Origin of the sequence: Vibrio sp. 10N.261.52.C11, assembly GCF_041471405.1 — a bacterium.
GTDB classification, from domain to species: Bacteria; Pseudomonadota; Gammaproteobacteria; order Enterobacterales; family Vibrionaceae; genus Vibrio; species Vibrio crassostreae_C.
The window spans coordinates 31,748-47,801 of sequence record NZ_JBFROI010000007.1; the positions used below are offsets into that span (position 1 = coordinate 31,748).

At 46.4% G+C, this 16,054-nt stretch carries 14 protein-coding genes; 8 read left to right on the plus strand and 6 right to left on the minus strand.

Annotated elements, in window-relative coordinates:
- Positions 1–119: 119 nt before the first annotated feature.
- Positions 120–1,361, plus strand: a complete 1,242-nt coding sequence (locus tag AB4323_RS01695; RefSeq protein ID WP_372151459.1) for an NADH:ubiquinone reductase (Na(+)-transporting) subunit B — start codon at positions 120–122, stop codon at positions 1,359–1,361.
- A gap of 92 nt (positions 1,362–1,453) precedes the next feature.
- On the opposite strand, the gene AB4323_RS01700 is transcribed toward AB4323_RS01695, so the two are convergent.
- From AB4323_RS01700 to AB4323_RS01710, 3 genes are all read right to left on the minus strand, one after another.
- Positions 1,454–1,705 carry a DUF6482 family protein gene (locus AB4323_RS01700; RefSeq protein ID WP_017067233.1) on the minus strand — a complete coding sequence of 84 codons (252 nt, stop codon included), beginning with the start codon at positions 1,703–1,705 and terminating at the stop codon, positions 1,454–1,456.
- 131 nt (positions 1,706–1,836) lie between these two features.
- A complete protein-coding gene (gene gorA, locus AB4323_RS01705) occupies positions 1,837–3,192 on the minus strand; it encodes a glutathione-disulfide reductase (protein ID WP_372151461.1) in 1,356 nt (451 codons plus the stop codon).
- A gap of 187 nt (positions 3,193–3,379) precedes the next feature.
- On the minus strand, positions 3,380–4,219 hold the full coding sequence (locus AB4323_RS01710; RefSeq protein ID WP_017060143.1) for a 23S rRNA (adenine(2030)-N(6))-methyltransferase RlmJ: 840 nt from the start codon (positions 4,217–4,219) through the stop codon (positions 3,380–3,382).
- 279 nt (positions 4,220–4,498) lie between these two features.
- Here AB4323_RS01710 and prlC point away from each other — a divergent pair, with 279 nt between their 5' ends.
- Positions 4,499–6,541, plus strand: coding sequence for an oligopeptidase A (prlC, locus tag AB4323_RS01715; protein ID WP_017071475.1), 2,043 nt, complete (start codon positions 4,499–4,501; stop codon positions 6,539–6,541).
- Positions 6,542–6,632: 91 nt separating this feature from the next.
- Here prlC and asnC read toward each other — a convergent pair whose 3' ends face one another.
- Positions 6,633–7,097, minus strand: a complete 465-nt coding sequence (gene asnC / locus AB4323_RS01720) for a transcriptional regulator AsnC (RefSeq protein WP_008218581.1) — start codon at positions 7,095–7,097, stop codon at positions 6,633–6,635.
- Positions 7,098–7,223: 126 nt separating this feature from the next.
- Here asnC and AB4323_RS01725 point away from each other — a divergent pair, with 126 nt between their 5' ends.
- The 3 genes from AB4323_RS01725 to AB4323_RS01735 all read left to right on the plus strand — a co-directional run bounded on the left by AB4323_RS01725 (position 7,224) and on the right by AB4323_RS01735 (position 11,970).
- Positions 7,224–10,346 (plus strand): EAL domain-containing protein, encoded by a 3,123-nt coding sequence (locus tag AB4323_RS01725; RefSeq protein WP_372151510.1) that lies wholly within the window; start codon positions 7,224–7,226, stop codon positions 10,344–10,346.
- A gap of 112 nt (positions 10,347–10,458) precedes the next feature.
- Positions 10,459–11,238 (plus strand): class I SAM-dependent methyltransferase, encoded by a 780-nt coding sequence (locus tag AB4323_RS01730; protein ID WP_017060146.1) that lies wholly within the window; start codon positions 10,459–10,461, stop codon positions 11,236–11,238.
- A gap of 141 nt (positions 11,239–11,379) precedes the next feature.
- The gene (locus AB4323_RS01735) at positions 11,380–11,970 is read left to right on the plus strand and encodes a hypothetical protein (RefSeq protein ID WP_017060147.1); all 591 of its coding nucleotides are present in this window, start codon (positions 11,380–11,382) and stop codon (positions 11,968–11,970) included.
- Positions 11,971–12,082: 112 nt separating this feature from the next.
- Here the strand turns inward: AB4323_RS01735 and AB4323_RS01740 are convergent, their stop codons facing one another.
- A complete protein-coding gene (locus AB4323_RS01740; RefSeq protein WP_017060148.1) occupies positions 12,083–12,961 on the minus strand; it encodes a carboxylate/amino acid/amine transporter in 879 nt (292 codons plus the stop codon).
- Between the two features lie 52 nt (positions 12,962–13,013).
- A complete protein-coding gene (uspA, locus tag AB4323_RS01745; RefSeq protein WP_017060149.1) occupies positions 13,014–13,448 on the minus strand; it encodes a universal stress protein UspA in 435 nt (144 codons plus the stop codon).
- A 189-nt stretch (positions 13,449–13,637) separates the two neighbouring features.
- On the opposite strand from uspA, the gene ftnA reads away from it, so the two are divergent.
- The 3 genes from ftnA to AB4323_RS01760 all read left to right on the plus strand — a co-directional run bounded on the left by ftnA (position 13,638) and on the right by AB4323_RS01760 (position 16,002).
- Positions 13,638–14,165, plus strand: coding sequence for a non-heme ferritin (ftnA, locus tag AB4323_RS01750; RefSeq protein WP_017070096.1), 528 nt, complete (start codon positions 13,638–13,640; stop codon positions 14,163–14,165).
- Between the two features lie 68 nt (positions 14,166–14,233).
- On the plus strand, positions 14,234–14,557 hold the full coding sequence (uspB, locus tag AB4323_RS01755) for a universal stress protein UspB (protein WP_009848060.1): 324 nt from the start codon (positions 14,234–14,236) through the stop codon (positions 14,555–14,557).
- 251 nt (positions 14,558–14,808) lie between these two features.
- Complete coding sequence (locus tag AB4323_RS01760; RefSeq protein ID WP_372151463.1) at positions 14,809–16,002, plus strand: NAD(P)/FAD-dependent oxidoreductase; 1,194 nt, start codon at positions 14,809–14,811, stop codon at positions 16,000–16,002.
- Positions 16,003–16,054 lie beyond the last annotated feature (52 nt).

Below are 16,054 nucleotides of genomic sequence, written 5' to 3' on the forward strand. Positions count from 1 at the left end.
ATATTGACGGTGGAGAGTTGGTTAAAGGTTCGCTTTATAGAGGTAGATTATGCCAAATTGTTCTCTAACCTTATTTGTTTCGTATTGCCTCTGACTCACATCAATGAGGTTATAAAAATATGAAATTGAATAAGTGGCTAGAGGGCGTATCCCCTCAATTCGAAGCGGGTGGTAAGTACGAAAAGCTCTACCCAGTGTATGAAGCTTTCGCGACAATATTCTATACACCCGGAAACGTAAACCGCGGTATAACCCATGTTCGTGACAGCATTGACCTAAAGCGCATCATGATTCTGGTATGGCTGGCGACTTTCCCGGCAATGTTCTGGGGGATGTATAACGTCGGACACCAAAGCGTTCTCGCACTCACATCCAGTTATCAATTAAATGAACTTGCCTCGGTTATCGAGAGTAGCTGGCGTCTGTCGTGGGCATTTGGTGATGCGCAGTCATTGATGGCAAGTGGCTGGGCAAGTCAGATGTTGCTTGGTGCACTCTATTTCCTACCCGTTTATGCCACGGTGTTTGTAGTAGGTGGCGTCTGGGAGGTACTGTTTGCTGTCGTTCGTAAGCACGAAGTTAATGAAGGTTTTTTTGTTAGCTCTCTGCTGTTTGCACTCATCCTCCCGCCAACCATCCCGCTTTGGCAAGCCGCGTTAGGTATCACCTTTGGTATTGTTGTCGCCAAAGAGTTATTCGGCGGCACAGGGCGAAATTTCCTTAACCCAGCCCTTGCAGGACGCGCGTTCCTTTACTTTGCCTATCCCGCCAACATGTCCGGTGGGTTGGTATGGGTTGCTGCTGACGGCTATTCAGGCGCGACCCCACTGAGCCAATGGTATGAGGGGGGCAGCCCGTCACTAATCAATAATATGACTGGCGAGGCGATCACCTGGATGGATGCCTTTATCGGTAATATTCCAGGTTCGATGGGTGAGGTGTCGTCACTGCTTATCATGCTGACGGGGTTGATTTTGATTGTGATGAAGATAGCGTCTTGGCGCATTGTCGCCGGTGTGATTGTTGGGCTTGTGGCGACCTCGAGTTTACTGAACTGGATAGGGTCGGATACTAACTCGATGTTTTCGATGCCGTTTTACTGGCACTTTGTGTTGGGTGGTGTTGCCTTTGGTACCTTCTTCATGGCAACAGACCCTGTATCTGCCGCGTTTACCAATCAGAGTAAATGGGCCTATGGGATTTTGATCGGCGTGATGACGGTCGGTATTCGAGTGCTTAATCCAGCCTACCCAGAGGGCATTATGCTGGCTATCTTGTTCGCCAACCTGTTCGCTCCGCTATTCGACTTTGTAGTGAAAGAGCAGAACATTAAACGAAGACTTAAACGGACATCGCGCTAATCTAGGTGATTAAAAGTGAAAGTGACTCCCATAAGAAAGGCTTGCATTGATGCAAGCCTTTCAATTTTTATCGCGATTGATTTGAGGTTGATTTAACTCCACTTCAAATCAATCTCGAAAGGCTGTGTGCTACCACAATGCTCACCGCACATCTCGTCGTAGGCGCTGTTATGAACCAACATTGCTGATGCTACGCCTTGGTCACTAAAATGATCGCGTGCTTGGTTTACACTCAAAAACTTCATAGGATGCTGGTGGTCATCTTTAATTAATTGCTTTTGCTCGCCAATAACTTGGTAAGCCAAGTAGATCCCGCCTTCAAATGATTCAATTAGTAGATTCATCACAAACTCCGTTGCTGTTCTAGATAGGTCAGTATCTGTGTTACGTGGAGTTGAGGGGTAAGGTTCAAGAGTGGACATAAAAAAAGCAGGCACAAGGCCTGCTTTTAAGAGATATCAACAAATAGTGTTGATTATCTCATCGTTACGAACTCTTCGCTGCCCGTTGGGTGAATCGCCACAACAGAGTCGAAGTCTGCTTTGGTTGCGCCCATCTTCATTGCAACGCCGAAGCCTTGAATCATTTCATCAACCGTGAAGCCGATGCCGTGTAGGCCAACGACAGTCTCTTCTTCGCCAGCACATACTAGCTTCATCTTACAAGGTTGACGGTGCTTGGTTACTGCTGTGTACATCGCAGTGAAGCCCGATGTGTAAACCTTGATGTTGTCTTTGCCGTATTGCTCTTCAGCTTCTTGAGTCGTTAGACCAATAGTGCCGATAGGTGGGTGGCTGAATACAACAGTAGGCACTAGCTTGTAGTCCATTTTTGCGTTTGTTTGACCGTTAAATAGACGCTCAGAAAGCTGACGACCGGCTTTAACAGCAACAGGTGTTAGCTCGATACCGCCTTCCATGATGTCGCCAACACAGTAGATGCCAGGAACATTAGTTGCTTGGAACTCGTCTACTTTGATGTAGCCACGGTCGTTAGTTGCAACGCCAGTTGATGCTAGGTTGATAGCGTCAGTTGCTGGGTGGCGACCGATAGCCCAGATTAGGTGGTCAACGTTTTGAGTGTTGCCGTTCTCTAGGTGTAGAGTCAGTGTGCCATCCACTTCTTTCACAACTTCTTTAGGCACTGAGTGCGTGTGAAGTGTTGGACCTTCTGCTTCCATTACTTCTACTAGCGTTTCGATGATCATTGGATCGAAGCTACGTAGTGGAGATTCTTTACGACAGAACAAGTGTGTTTCTGTGCCTAGTGCGCTTAGTACACCTGCGATCTCAACTGCGATGTAGCCAGCACCGATAACCGCAACGCGTTTTGGTTGCTCCATTAGGTCGAAGAAGCCATTTGAGTCGATGCCGTATTCTGCACCTGGGATGTTTGGAATTGTTGGACGACCACCTACCGCGATCAGGATGTGATCTGCTGTGTAGTGTTCACCGTTCACTTCAACTGTCTTTTCATCAACGAACTTAGCAAAGCCTTTGATTACGTTTACTTTGTTGTTACCTAGTACGCGGTCGTAAGATTGGTGGATACGACCAATGTACGCTTGGCGGTTTTCAATCAGCTTGCTCCAGTTAAAGCTTTTTACTTCAACGTCGAAGCCGTAGTCCTCAGAGTATAGGTTGATTGCTTCAGCGACTTGAGCGCCGTGCCACATTACCTTTTTAGGAACACAACCAACGTTTACACAAGTACCACCAAGGTCTTGAGCTTCGATAAGTGCAACTTTTGCACCGTGCATAGCTGCGCGGTTAGCCGATGCGATGCCGCCTGAACCGCCACCGATACAGATGTAATCAAAATGAGTCGCCATTACTTTCTCCATTTATTGAAGGTTGTAGTCACAGTGAGAGCACTGGATACCTACGTCCTATAGATTCTTAAATTGTCTAATTATTATATTGAGGGCAGATCGGTTGAACTCAATCTCCCTGTTTAAAATTTATTCGTCCACATCACAGTCTGTTGAAGATTCTTCAGTCTATGATGTGGACTCGAGATTACTCGGGTACGATCCACTCTACTTTGAAGTGACCAGTCGCTGGCGCAATTGCTTCCTTCAAGAATGGAAGAATCTCTTTCATTTGGCTTTCTAGCTTCCAAGGCGGGTTAATCACGATCATGCCTGATGCCGTCATGCCACGCTCGTTGGTGTCTGGTGATACGCCAAGTTCGATTTGTAGAATCTTGTTGATGCCTAAGCCTTCGAGACCTTCGATCATATCTTCGATATCACAGCGATTTACTACCGGGTACCAAATTGCGTAGATACCGGTTGCCCAGCGCTTGTGGCTTTGAGCGATTGCAGTCACGACATCACGGTACTCTTTTGCCAGCTCGTAAGGCGGATCGATTAGCACCAAACCACGACGCTCTTTTGGTGGCAGGCTGCCTTTTAAGCGCTTAAAACCATCTTCTTTGTAGATAGATACCTGACGGTCGCGGTGGAACTCTTGCTCAAGCAGCGGGTGATCGGCTGGGTGAAGCTCAGTCAGTACCATGCGGTCTTGGTCACGCAGGTGTGCACGTGCAACACGTGGAGAACCCGGGTAGTAACGCAGTTTCTCGCCATTATTGAGAATGGAAATAGACTCAAGGTAGCTTTGAATGTCTTCAGGAAGGTCTGTTTGCTCCCACACACGAGCAATACCTTGCTTGTATTCACCGGTTTTTTCAGACCATTCATGCGTTAAGTCGTAACGACCTACACCAGAGTGAGTGTCATGATAAACAAAAGGCTTATCCTTTTGTTTCAAAGAATTAAGAATAAGGCTCTGTACGATATGCTTTACTACGTCGGCATGGTTACCTGCGTGGAAGCTGTGGCGATAACTTAACAAATTAAACTCTCGTAACACTCTCGAATTAGAGTGTGGTTAGTGTAGGTGGGGTTAATCAGACTATTATAACCCTCAATGGACCATAAATTCTCGAACAATTCAGGGACAGTCGTCAGCTATCTGCAGTTAGTTATTGGTTCTACTATTGAAATTTGCCTTTATGGGCACTATTTAATAACTATTCGCAGGTGATTTTTTAGGGCGAACTTTAGCCTGATGACTGTAAGACGACCTCATTACAAAAAAGACGAAAGTCTCTAAAGCCAAAGGAATGTTTATATGTCTAATCCGCTATTAACCTTCACGGACTTACCTCCGTTTTCACAGATCAAGCCAGAGCACGTAAAGCCTGCAGTTGAGCAAGTGATTGAAGCGTGTCGCAACAAGATAGAACAAGTACTTGAAGGTAATACTTCACCAAGCTGGGACAACCTAGTTGCTCCAATTGAAGAAGTGGATGATCGTTTAGGTCGCATTTGGTCACCTGTAAGCCATATGAACTCTGTCGTGAACAGTGACGAACTGCGTGAAGCGTATGAGAGCTGCTTACCTGTGCTATCTGAATACGGCACTTGGGTTGGCCAACACAAAGGCTTGTTCGAAGCGTATAAAGCGATCAAGGCGAGTGAAGCATTCTCTGCACTGAACCGAGCTCAACAAAAAACTATTACCGACGCACTGCGCGACTTTGAATTGTCGGGCATTGGCTTACCTGCAGATGAACAGCATCGTTACGGCGAGATCAGCAAGCGCCAGTCTGAGTTAGGCTCTCAATTCTCAAATAACGTGCTTGATGCAACCATGGGTTGGAGCAAGCAGATCACAGACGTAGCTGAGCTGGCAGGTATGCCTGAATCAGCACTGGCGGCAGCTCAAGCGGCGGCTGAGTCTAAAGAGCAAGAAGGCTACCTACTGACTTTAGATATCCCATCATACCTACCTGTGATGACCTACTGTGATAACCAAGAACTGCGTAAAGAGCTTTATGAAGCGTACGTAACGCGCGCTTCAGATCGCGGTCCAAACGCAGGTAAGTGGGACAACACTGAGATCATCACCGAGCAACTTAAGCTGCGCCACGAGATCGCGCGCATGCTTGGTTTCAGTACTTACAGCGAAAAATCACTGTCGACTAAGATGGCAGAAACGCCAGACCAAGTGCTTGGCTTCCTAAACGACCTAGCAGTAAAAGCCAAACCGCAAGGTGAGCGAGAAGTTGAAGAGCTACGCCAGTTTGCTGAGAAAGAATTTGGTGTCTCTGAGCTAAACCTGTGGGACATCGCTTACTACAGTGAGAAACAAAAACAGAAACTGTTCGAGATCTCTGATGAAGAGCTTCGTCCTTACTTCCCAGAATCTAATGTGGTTTCAGGTCTGTTTGAGGTACTGAACCGCGTGTTTGGTATGTCGGTAACAGAGCGTCAAGGCGTAGACACTTGGCATGAGTCAGTGCGTTTCTTTGATATCTTTGATGCGACTGGAACACTGCGTGGTAGCTTCTACCTAGATCTATACGCACGTGAACACAAACGTGGTGGCGCTTGGATGGATGACTGTCGTGGTCGTCGCATTACCGAATCTGGCGAGCTACAGACCCCGGTTGCTTACCTAACGTGTAACTTCAATAAGCCAGTTGGTGATAAGCCAGCACTGTTTACTCACGATGAAGTGGTGACCTTGTTCCACGAATTCGGCCACGGTATCCACCACATGCTAACGCAAGTAGAAGCGGGCGCAGTTGCGGGTATCAATGGTGTGCCTTGGGATGCGGTTGAGCTACCAAGTCAGTTCCTAGAAAACTGGTGTTGGGAAGAAGAAGCGCTGTCGTTCATCTCTGGTCACTTCGAAACGGGTGAAGCGCTACCAAAAGAGATGCTAGAGAAGATGCTAGCGGCGAAGAACTTCCAATCTGCGATGTTTATCCTGCGTCAGCTAGAGCTTGGTTTGTTCGATTTCACGCTACACACAGAATACGACCCTGAAGTGGGTGCTCGCGTACTAGAAACGCTAGCGGATGTTAAGTCTAAGGTGTCGGTACTGCCAAGCCTAGATTGGAACCGTTTCTCACACAGCTTTGGTCACATCTTTGCTGGTGGTTACAGCGCGGGCTACTACAGCTACCTGTGGGCAGAAGTGCTATCGGCAGATGCGTTCTCAGCATTTGAAGAAGAGGGTATCTTCAACACTGAAACGGGTAATCGCTTCCTGAACAACATCCTTGAAATGGGTGGCAGTGAAGAGCCAATGGAGCTGTTCAAACGCTTCCGTGGTCGTGAGCCACAAATCGACGCAATGCTGCGCCACGCGGGAATCAACGCATAATCACGGTAACTATCTAGTTTATTGCGAAAAGAGCCTCTAGTTAGAGGCTCTTTTTTTGTCTGTGCGTTATGCCAAGCAAGGCGAATCAATGTTATGGATTCACATTGCGGTTGATAGGGTTCTGCAATGAAATCAGTGTCTCTGTCGACTGAACTTCATCGATCGCTTGCAGCTTATCGATCAATACAAACTGCAGCTCTTCTATCGACTTACACATCAGCTTTACAAAGATATTGTAAGCACCAGTGGTGTAGTACGCCTCAACCACTTCGTCTAAGGCATTCAGCTTAGCGATCGCCGAGTGGTAATCTTTGGCAGCATTAAGGTTGATGCCAATAAAGCAACACACGTCGTAACCCAGTTTTTTGGTGTTTACCACAACTTCCGTTCGCTCGATAATGTCTGCCGATCTCATCTTTTCGATGCGAACGTGAATCGTCGCAGGGCTGACATCGAACTGCTTTGCCATTTCAGCGTAAGGAGTTCGTGCATCTTCCATCAAGGTTTTGAGAATGGCACGGTCTAGATCATCTAGACGAGCTGTGGTTGTGGACATGCATAATCCTTAGGTTGAATGAAAAACATACCGGCTTGAGTACACATCATAGCCAAGGGTGATAATATTAGCAGTAACTATAGGGTTAGGGTGAATTCAGTGCGATTTTCGTTATTTTTTATTGTGATGTGTTGGAGTGTTTTTGCTTCAGCTCAGGCAAAAGATGTGTTGGTTATTCACTCTTATCATCAAGGCTTTTTCTGGACAGATGATTTCCATAAAGGACTATCTGATGAGCTCGATCGCGATGGGTTATCTTACCGGGTTGTTTATCTCGATACCAAGCGAACTCAAAACGCTGAATACTTAGAGCGAATTTATCAGCTATACCGCACTAAGCTGTCGCATGAAGAGTTTGCCGCTGTAGTCGTCAGTGATAATAACGCCCTCAATCTGATGAAACGCTTAGCGCCCGAACTCAATGGCACGCCCGTTATTTTTGGTGGCATCAACAATTTTTCTCCGCAAATGATTGAAGGCTTGCACGCAACCGGTATCACTGAAGATATTGATATGGCGAGCAATATTGAGCTGATCAATCGACTTCAATCGACGGTTAAAAAAGTTTACGTGGTTACCGATCACTCGGTAACGGGTGAAGCGATTCGCGCTCAAGTGGATTTATTTCTACAAAAACGCCCTGAGTTTTCTGGGATGGTGGAGCAATATACGCCTGATTCTTATCAAGAACTGATGACGTTCGCGCAACGCGCTGATCTAACTAAAAGCTTGTTGTTCTGGGCCTACTACCGCGACATCAATGGTCGGGTCAGCAGCAAAGAAGACTGGCGTCAGTTCAACAAAAAAACTCAGATGCCATTGTATATTGTGCATGATTTAGGACTTGGGTTTGGTGCGATTGGTGGCGTGATCCACAGTGGAGAAACGCAAGGTCGAGACACGGGGCGCGTGCTGTTGAGCGTGCTGAACAATCCTAAGGCTCCATTGCCATTGGTGGTTGCTGGCGCGCCAGAAATCAAACTCGATTACCAACAGATCTCACGTTGGGATTTGGGTGCAGAGAATGAAGCCTCAGTAACCTTCCTCAATAAGCCGAAGTCATTCTTAATGCGCTATCGCGATGAAATTCGCACCATCGGTTTAATGTTCTTGAGCATGTCGTGTGTTATCGCGGTGTTGGTGTATTACCTTAACCGTCTGAAGAAGAGCGAACGTGCAAGTCGCCAAAGCCAACGACTGTTGGAGTCGATATTTGATCAGAGCCTGCAATTTATGGGCATCATTGATAAGGGTGGCGTGCTGCTGTCGAGTAACAGCAAGTTACATGAGCTGCTTTATAATCAAGGCTATAAACTGGGAACGCCGCTGCAACAACACCAACATTGGGAAAGTTCTGCGCGAGAAGTGCTAGCCGAATATTTCATCGCAAAAAGTGAGCACCCAGCCTTACGATTTGAAGCCGAGGTGTGGTGTCGAGATCGCGGTGCGATGGTGTTGGATATTTCATTGAAGCCGATGCCGGGCAGTGAAGACGAAGACATTCAGTTTCTCTTTGAGGCGCGCGACGTGACCTCACGTAAGCTTGCTGAGAATAAGCTGTTCCAACGTGAAGCAAACTTGAAGCTGTATTACGACAAACAGCCGGTGATGATGATTACGCTCGATGGCAATAATCGCATTCAACAAGTGAACCAGTTTGCCGAAGAGCTTTTGGGATACCCTCTCGATCAGTTGTTGGGCCATCGCCCTAGAGAATTCTATGTTGATGAGAACGCGATGATTCCTCGTCATATCTTGCTGCAACCTCAGCATAAGATTCGTGGTGTGTGGCGTCGTGATATCGAATATCGCCATGCCGACGGCAGCAAGAGCTGGATTCGTGAAAATATCCGCCCGTTGGTGGAGTCTGATCAGCTGTTGATTGTGGGTGAAGACATCACCGAAACGCACGAGCTTTCTGAAAAGCTAGAGTATCAGGCTCGCTATGACCTACTGACTGACACCTTTAACCGCAACCACTTTGAGCAAGAGCTGCAAAAGGCGCTGAAAGAGGTTGAGAGCCACATGCGAACTCACGCAATGTTGTTCCTAGATTTGGATCAGCTGAAAGTGCTGAACGATACCGCAGGACATGAAGCGGGTGATGCTGCGATCTTGTTTAGCGCCAAACTGCTAGAAGACGTACTGCCTTACAATGCGGTGTTAGCGCGAATGGGTGGTGATGAGTTTGCTGTGCTGATGAAAGACTGTACTGAACGAGATGCGGTGAATGTGTGTCGCAGTATTATCTCGATGATGAGTGAGAATCCATTCTTGTGGGATGATATTCGACTCAACCTAACGTGCTCTATCGGTATTCGATTGATTGACCATACAGCAGCTTCACCACAGATGGTGCACGCTCAGGCGGATGCAGCTTGTCATGCCGCTAAAGAAGAAGGTCGCAATCGCTATCATCTTTACCATCAAGATGATGAAGACCTGCGTCGTCGCCATCTTGAGATGGAGTGCGTTAACCTAGTGCATGAGGCCTTGGCTAACGATCGCTTAGAGTTGTTTGCGCAGCGAATTCTTGGCCTAGATGAAGACAGCGATAAAATGCACTTTGAAATCTTGGTCCGCATCAAGAACATCCAAGGGGAATACATCTCCCCGGGGATCTTCATGCCAGCCTCAGAGCGTTATAACATCGCGCATTTGATTGACCGCCAAGTCGTCAGTCAAACCTTGGGTTGGTTGGAGCAACGCCCTGAGGTTATTGAGGAACTGGGGATGTGTTCAATCAATCTTTCCGGTCACTCGATGGGTAACCGTGAGTTTGTCGAATTTTTGATAGATAGCCTGAGCGATTCATCGATACCGTGTCATAAGATTTGTTTAGAGATCACCGAAACAGCGGCCATGAGTAACATGAAGCAGGCGATCAAGTTCTTCACTCGAATCAAAGAGCTTGGCTGCATGATTGCATTGGATGATTTTGGCTCAGGGCTATCGTCATTTGGCTATCTGAAAAAGCTGCCTGTCGATATTGTGAAGATCGATGGCTTGTTTGTACGTGATATTGATGTGAATGAGATGGACCATGTGATGGTTCGCTCGATCAATGATCTTGCCAAGCAGATGGGCAAGCACACCGTGGCTGAGTTCGTTGAAAATACCCAGATTATCGACAAGCTTATCGAACTGGGTGTGAACTACGCGCAGGGCTACATCATAGGGCGACCTAAGCCACTCGCAGAGCTTGTTGAAGAGTTAAGACAAGAGCGAGAGACAGAGCCATTGGTTTAGGTAAGCCGACTTTAGCTGGGAATACTTTTCACCGCTAATATGTATTGTTGAGGCAATCAGGTAAACTGGTTGCCTCTTTTGTTTTGAATACTACTGTCTGTTGGAGACGACCTTGCAACTACAACTGATTTGCGAAGATGCTACCCAAATCGATCATTTGAATGACTTAGCGACCCGCTGGAACTTATCTCATGATGAAAGCAGCGATTTTGCTTTGGTACTGACTAGTGAGCGACTTGAGCTACGTAAAGTCGATGAGCCTAAGCTTGGCGCTATCTTTGTTGATTTAGTGGGAGGCGCTGTTGGTCACCGACGTAAGTTTGGCGGTGGTAAAGGTCAGGCGATTGCCAAAGCAGCTGGTTTAAACAAAGGCGCAACGCCAACTATTCTTGATGGTACTGCAGGCTTAGGGCGCGATGCGTTTGTGTTGGCTTCTCTAGGTTGTAAGGTGCAAATGGTCGAGCGTCATCCAGTTGTGGCTGCACTGCTTGATGATGGCTTGCAGCGAGCGCAACAAGACCCAGACATCGGTGGTTGGGTAAGTGAGCGTATGAAGCTGATTCACGCATCCAGTCACGATGCGTTGGATAAGCTCAGCAACGATCCTGACTTCGAACAGCCAGACGTGGTGTACCTCGACCCAATGTACCCACACCCAGAGAACAAAAAGAAATCGGCTTTGGTTAAAAAAGAGATGCGCGTATTCCAATCTTTGGTGGGTGCCGATCTGGATGCTGATGGTCTATTTGAGCCGGCGATGAAATTGGCATCGAAGCGAGTTGTGGTTAAAAGACCGGATTACGCTGCTTGGTTAGACGAACAAAAACCGAGCATGGCGATTGAAACCAAAAAGAACCGTTTTGACGTCTATGTGAAAGCATCAATGACTTAATTGAAGCATCAATAACTTAGATACACGCTAAGAAAATTTCCCGTCATAAATACGATAAATTGCCATTTAACACTTGCGATAGTCGCGTTACGGATGTATATCTAACTAAGAATCATTATTATTCTTAGCTGGAGTTGAAGCATGGCTAAACGCTTTTGTAAGTTAAACCGTCGAGATATCACCGAACACTTGGGCGAGATCCACAGCTTAGTGACTGAACCTAAGTTCGTGTGTCGTTCTTGCGCGCGTTCTTCGGCGGATCAAGCGAATCTATGCAAACCCACCGCAATTCCACCTCTTGGTTGTCAAAACAAACCCGTTGAAGAGAAAGTCGCATGCGGCCTGCTAGCGGAAACATTACCTGCACCAGAACTGTCGCTTGCGGAAATCAACGAGGCAATTGAACCGAGCGTACAAATGTTCGATCCAGCCGCCGCTGATATGGCCCCTGAGCTTGCCAAAAAAGAAGCCGCACAGAAAAAAGCCAAGCTGAAAAAACTGATGGCGAAGGCGAGCGGTGATGAGAAAGCTGAACTCAAACAAGCGAAGAAAGCGGCGAAGAAACAAGAGAAGTACAATAAGAAACTGGCGAAGATGATTAAGAAGCAGCAAAAGCTGTTTAAGAAAAGTCAGAAGCTGGAAAGTGAATTGGAACGAATCAACCTACAACTTGATGATGTTGCCTTCACTGAAACCAAGACTCAGGTAGTGAGCCACAATCAAATCCACTGAAGTTGATTTGAATGGTTTATTGCTACAGCGATGATTTAAAAAGAGCGACCTTAGGTCGCTCTTTTGCTTTTTGGGGTTATCCGAGCTGACTCATGTAGCTCGTTCAAATCAGCTAAGCGTTGCTTGCGGATCTTGCTACGCGCTTCTTCACCCACGTCTCATTGACGAATAAAGAGAATAAGATAACGGCGCCACCAATAGACAAGCGAACCAAATCGACATCTCTGTTCCAAATCAGGATATTCACCACCAGACCAGCAGGAACCAAGGCATTGTTCATCACTGCCAGCGCGCCAGCATTCACCATGCACGCGCCTTTATTCCACATAAAGTAACCCAGCCCCGACGCAATCAAGCCAAGGTAGATCAGGATTCCCCATTGAAGTGTGGTGGTGGGCAGTTTCTCTGGGTTGCCTAGTAGCATGAAAGCCACTGACGCGACACATAGCGCCCCTAAGTAGAAGTAACCAAATACGGTTCGCTGAGGCAACTCGGTCGATTCCTTCTCCATCACCACCTTGTAGCCCACCTGACCAATAGCAAAGCACAGGTTCGCGCCTTGCACGACGAGGAAGCCGACTAAAAAGTTTTCGTTAATACCTGCGAACTTAATGAATACCGCGCCCAATACCGCAATTGCCGCTGTCACTAGGTACCACGGAGAGAATTGCCCTTTGAGAAAGTCATAAATAAGCGTGACGTAAATTGGCGTGAAAACGGTAAACAAAAGGACTTCAGGAACGGATAGCAGTAAGAAAGATTGATAGTAGAAGCAGTACATCAGGCCAAGCTGGATACCACCAATTGCCATCAATTTAGCGATCAGCTTACGCGATACGCCGCGAAACTTTAGGAAAGGGAGAAATACGACGCCGGCAAGGGCAACACGCATTAAAACAGAGAACCAAGAATCAACCTGACCCGCAAGGTAAACGCCGATCAGGCTAAAGGAGAAGGCCCATAGGAGGGTAACACCAGCTAAATAGCTCATAGTAAAACTTCGTTAATAAGATATGAGCTGTATGTTACCTAACCTTAAATCATTAGTCTTCTGAATCTCTTAGAGGCACGACCAGCATATCAACCGGAGAGGCGTTGATCAGTTGGCGTGTTGAAGAGAGCAGCTTGCTCCAAAAGTCTTGATGGTGACCGCAAACCACGAGATCAACATTGAACTCGTTGATGGTGTCACACAGCTCATGACTCAAATCACCACTGCCTACTAGGGTATGGGTGATCGGGTATTGGGCGTGCTCCGCAAAATTTTGCAGCTGAATACGAGACGCTTCCATCGCGTTGTGCTGGGTTTCGGCCATGTTGATATCAATCAGGCCGGTATACAGCTCTGCGTAGTTAATATCGATATGGATAAAAGAGACTTTGGCTTCCAATGGCTTAGCCAATGCTACCGCTTTATCCACAATTAATTTGCTGTCTTCTGATAAATCGACCGCGACCAAAATATGTTTGTAACTCATATCGCTACCTCCTTTATTCATTGTCTGATTTAAGATTAGCACTATGCGATGGTTTTTTTTGCTGAAGTGATCTCATATCCACTGTCTTGCGTAATGACAGCTCGAAATATTGGTTAACTAATGGCCTGCGAGATATTCATTAAATAGTGATATAGTAGAGAAAATTGAGGATGTAATTAGGAGTCTTAAATGCTGTCAAAAACTATGGTTGAGCAACTGAATGATCAAATTAACCTAGAATTTTTCTCATCCAATCTATACTTACAAATGAGTGCTTGGTGTGAAGACAAAGGATTTGAAGGTGCAGCAGAGTTTCTGCGTGTTCATGCAGTAGAAGAAATGGAACATATGCAGCGTCTTTTCACTTACGTAAGCGAAACAGGTGCAATGCCAATTCTGGGTTCGATTGAAGCACCGAAACACGAATTCGAAAGCCTTGGTGCAGTGTTCCGTGAAACTTATGAACATGAGCAGATGATTACTGAAAAGATCAACAAACTGGCTCACGTTGCTTTCAGCACACAAGACTACTCAACCTTTAACTTCCTGCAATGGTACGTTGCAGAGCAACACGAAGAAGAGAAGTTGTTTAAAGGTGTATTGGATAAGCTAGAACTTGTTGGTGAAGACGGTAAAGCACTGTTCTTTATTGATAAAGACCTAGCGCAATTGGCAAAAGATGGTTCATCTTCAATTATGGAAGCTCCTGCCGTTTAGGTAGTACGAGAAAGACACTGATTATCTTTTTCTTTTGAGTTTTCTTATGAAGATGTAGGGAGGAAAGGATGATCAGCGGCGACACTATTCTATTTGCACTAATGGTTGTGACTTGCGTGAACTGGGCGCGTTATTTTACTGCGCTAAGAACGCTCATTTATATTATGCGAGAAGCGCATCCTCTACTTTATCAACAAGTAGACGGAGGCGGTTTTTTCACAACCCATGGCAATATGACCAAACAGGTTCGCCTGTTCAGTTACATCAAAAGCAAAGAGTATCATCATCATCATGACGAAGTTTTTACTTCGAAGTGCGATCGTGTAAGACAGTTATTCATACTCTCTTCCGCTCTGTTAGGTGTAACCTTGCTCTCTTCTTTCATCGTCTAAATTTTTTTAGTCCGTGAGAAGTAAAGCCTAGGTTTTGGTGTGAAGCTTTGGTTGTTGGTTCGCTAAGCCAAATAGTGGTTTTGCTGCTGTCTGCAAATTGTACAATTGAACATCAATTGCAAAGTTTAAAATTGCCGCTAAAATAGCGAGCAATTAGTAAGGATGTGCTGTTTATGCACATCCTTTTTTATTGATGGCATTTCGAGAACAGGGTGTACTCGGGCTGCAAAAGCGAAGAAAAGCAGAACCACATGAGTGAAAAATTTGATGTAATCGTAATTGGTGCGGGCGCCGCAGGCTTAATGTGTGCTGCGGAAGCTGGTAAACGCGGCCGACGAGTGCTGGTGGTTGATCATGCAAAGAAACCAGGCAGAAAAATTTTAATCTCAGGTGGCGGTCGTTGCAACTTCACTAACTATGATGTTTCAGCCAACAACTTCCTGTGTGACAACCCTCATTTCGTGAAGTCAGCTTTATCTCAATACACCAACTGGGATTTTATCTCGATGGTCAGCAAGTACGGCATTGAGTTCGAAGAGCGCGATCACGGCCAGTTGTTCTGTGTCAATGACCACACCGCAAAAGACATTGTGAGCATGCTGCTTGACGAGTGTAAGCAAGCGAAAGTCGAACAACGCTACCGTTGTGATGTTCACTCTATCGAAAAAACAGATGCTGGCTTCAAGATGCACCTCAATACCGACGAAGTTGAGTGTGACTCGCTAGTTGTCGCGACAGGTGGTTTGTCGATGCCTAAGCTGGGCGCAACGCCATTTGGCTATAAGATTGCCGAGCAATTTGGTTTGTCTGTGATGCCAACTACCGCAGGCTTAGTGCCATTCACTCTGCATAAAGAAGATAAAGAAGCTTTCGCAGAGCTTTCTGGTATCGCAATTCCTGCTGAGATCACCGCGCAAGACGGAACCTTGTTCAAAGAAGCGTTGTTGTTTACTCACCGCGGCCTATCGGGTCCTTCAGTTCTGCAAATTTCTTCGTTCTGGAAAGCGGGTCAGTCGGTTTCGATTAATCTAGTACCAGAAGTGGATGTGGCTGAGTTGCTAGCTAACTCTCGCGAGAAGCACCCAAATCAGAGCCTGAAAAATACCTTGGCAAAAGCACTACCAAAGCGTTTTGTGGAAGTGCTGATTGATCGTAAAGAACTGGAAGACAAGCCGCTCAAGCAGTTCAATGAAAAACAGCTGAATGACATCGCAGAGTATCTAGAAAACTGGAAAATTGCGCCAAACGGCACCGAAGGCTACCGTACAGCCGAAGTAACTCTAGGCGGCGTAGACACCAATCACCTATCGTCAAAAACCATGGAATGTAAGAGCGTGTCTGGCCTCTATTTCGTTGGTGAAGTGATGGATGTAACGGGCTGGCTTGGTGGTTATAACTTCCAATGGTGTTGGAGCTCTGGCTTTGCAGCGGGTCAGTGGGTTTAAGCTTTTAGCTTACTCACTAGATTTTAAATTATATAAAAATGGCGAGTCATAC

What these genes read in the sequence shown, in the direction of transcription:
- uspB (WP_009848060.1), top strand. Translation starts at nt 14,234, where the DNA reads ATGATCAGCGGCGACACTATTCTATTTGCACTAATGGTTGTGACTTGC.
- AB4323_RS01700 (WP_017067233.1), bottom strand. Translation starts at nt 1,705, where the DNA reads ATGAATCTACTAATTGAATCATTTGAAGGCGGGATCTACTTGGCTTAC.
- AB4323_RS01695 (WP_372151459.1), top strand. Translation starts at nt 120, where the DNA reads ATGAAATTGAATAAGTGGCTAGAGGGCGTATCCCCTCAATTCGAAGCG.
- AB4323_RS01735 (WP_017060147.1), top strand. Translation starts at nt 11,380, where the DNA reads ATGGCTAAACGCTTTTGTAAGTTAAACCGTCGAGATATCACCGAACAC.
- gorA (WP_372151461.1), bottom strand. Translation starts at nt 3,192, where the DNA reads ATGGCGACTCATTTTGATTACATCTGTATCGGTGGCGGTTCAGGCGGC.
- ftnA (WP_017070096.1), top strand. Translation starts at nt 13,638, where the DNA reads ATGCTGTCAAAAACTATGGTTGAGCAACTGAATGATCAAATTAACCTA.
- AB4323_RS01725 (WP_372151510.1), top strand. Translation starts at nt 7,224, where the DNA reads ATGTGTTGGAGTGTTTTTGCTTCAGCTCAGGCAAAAGATGTGTTGGTT.
- prlC (WP_017071475.1), top strand. Translation starts at nt 4,499, where the DNA reads ATGTCTAATCCGCTATTAACCTTCACGGACTTACCTCCGTTTTCACAG.
- asnC (WP_008218581.1), bottom strand. Translation starts at nt 7,097, where the DNA reads ATGTCCACAACCACAGCTCGTCTAGATGATCTAGACCGTGCCATTCTC.
- uspA (WP_017060149.1), bottom strand. Translation starts at nt 13,448, where the DNA reads ATGAGTTACAAACATATTTTGGTCGCGGTCGATTTATCAGAAGACAGC.
- AB4323_RS01740 (WP_017060148.1), bottom strand. Translation starts at nt 12,961, where the DNA reads ATGAGCTATTTAGCTGGTGTTACCCTCCTATGGGCCTTCTCCTTTAGC.
- AB4323_RS01760 (WP_372151463.1), top strand. Translation starts at nt 14,809, where the DNA reads ATGAGTGAAAAATTTGATGTAATCGTAATTGGTGCGGGCGCCGCAGGC.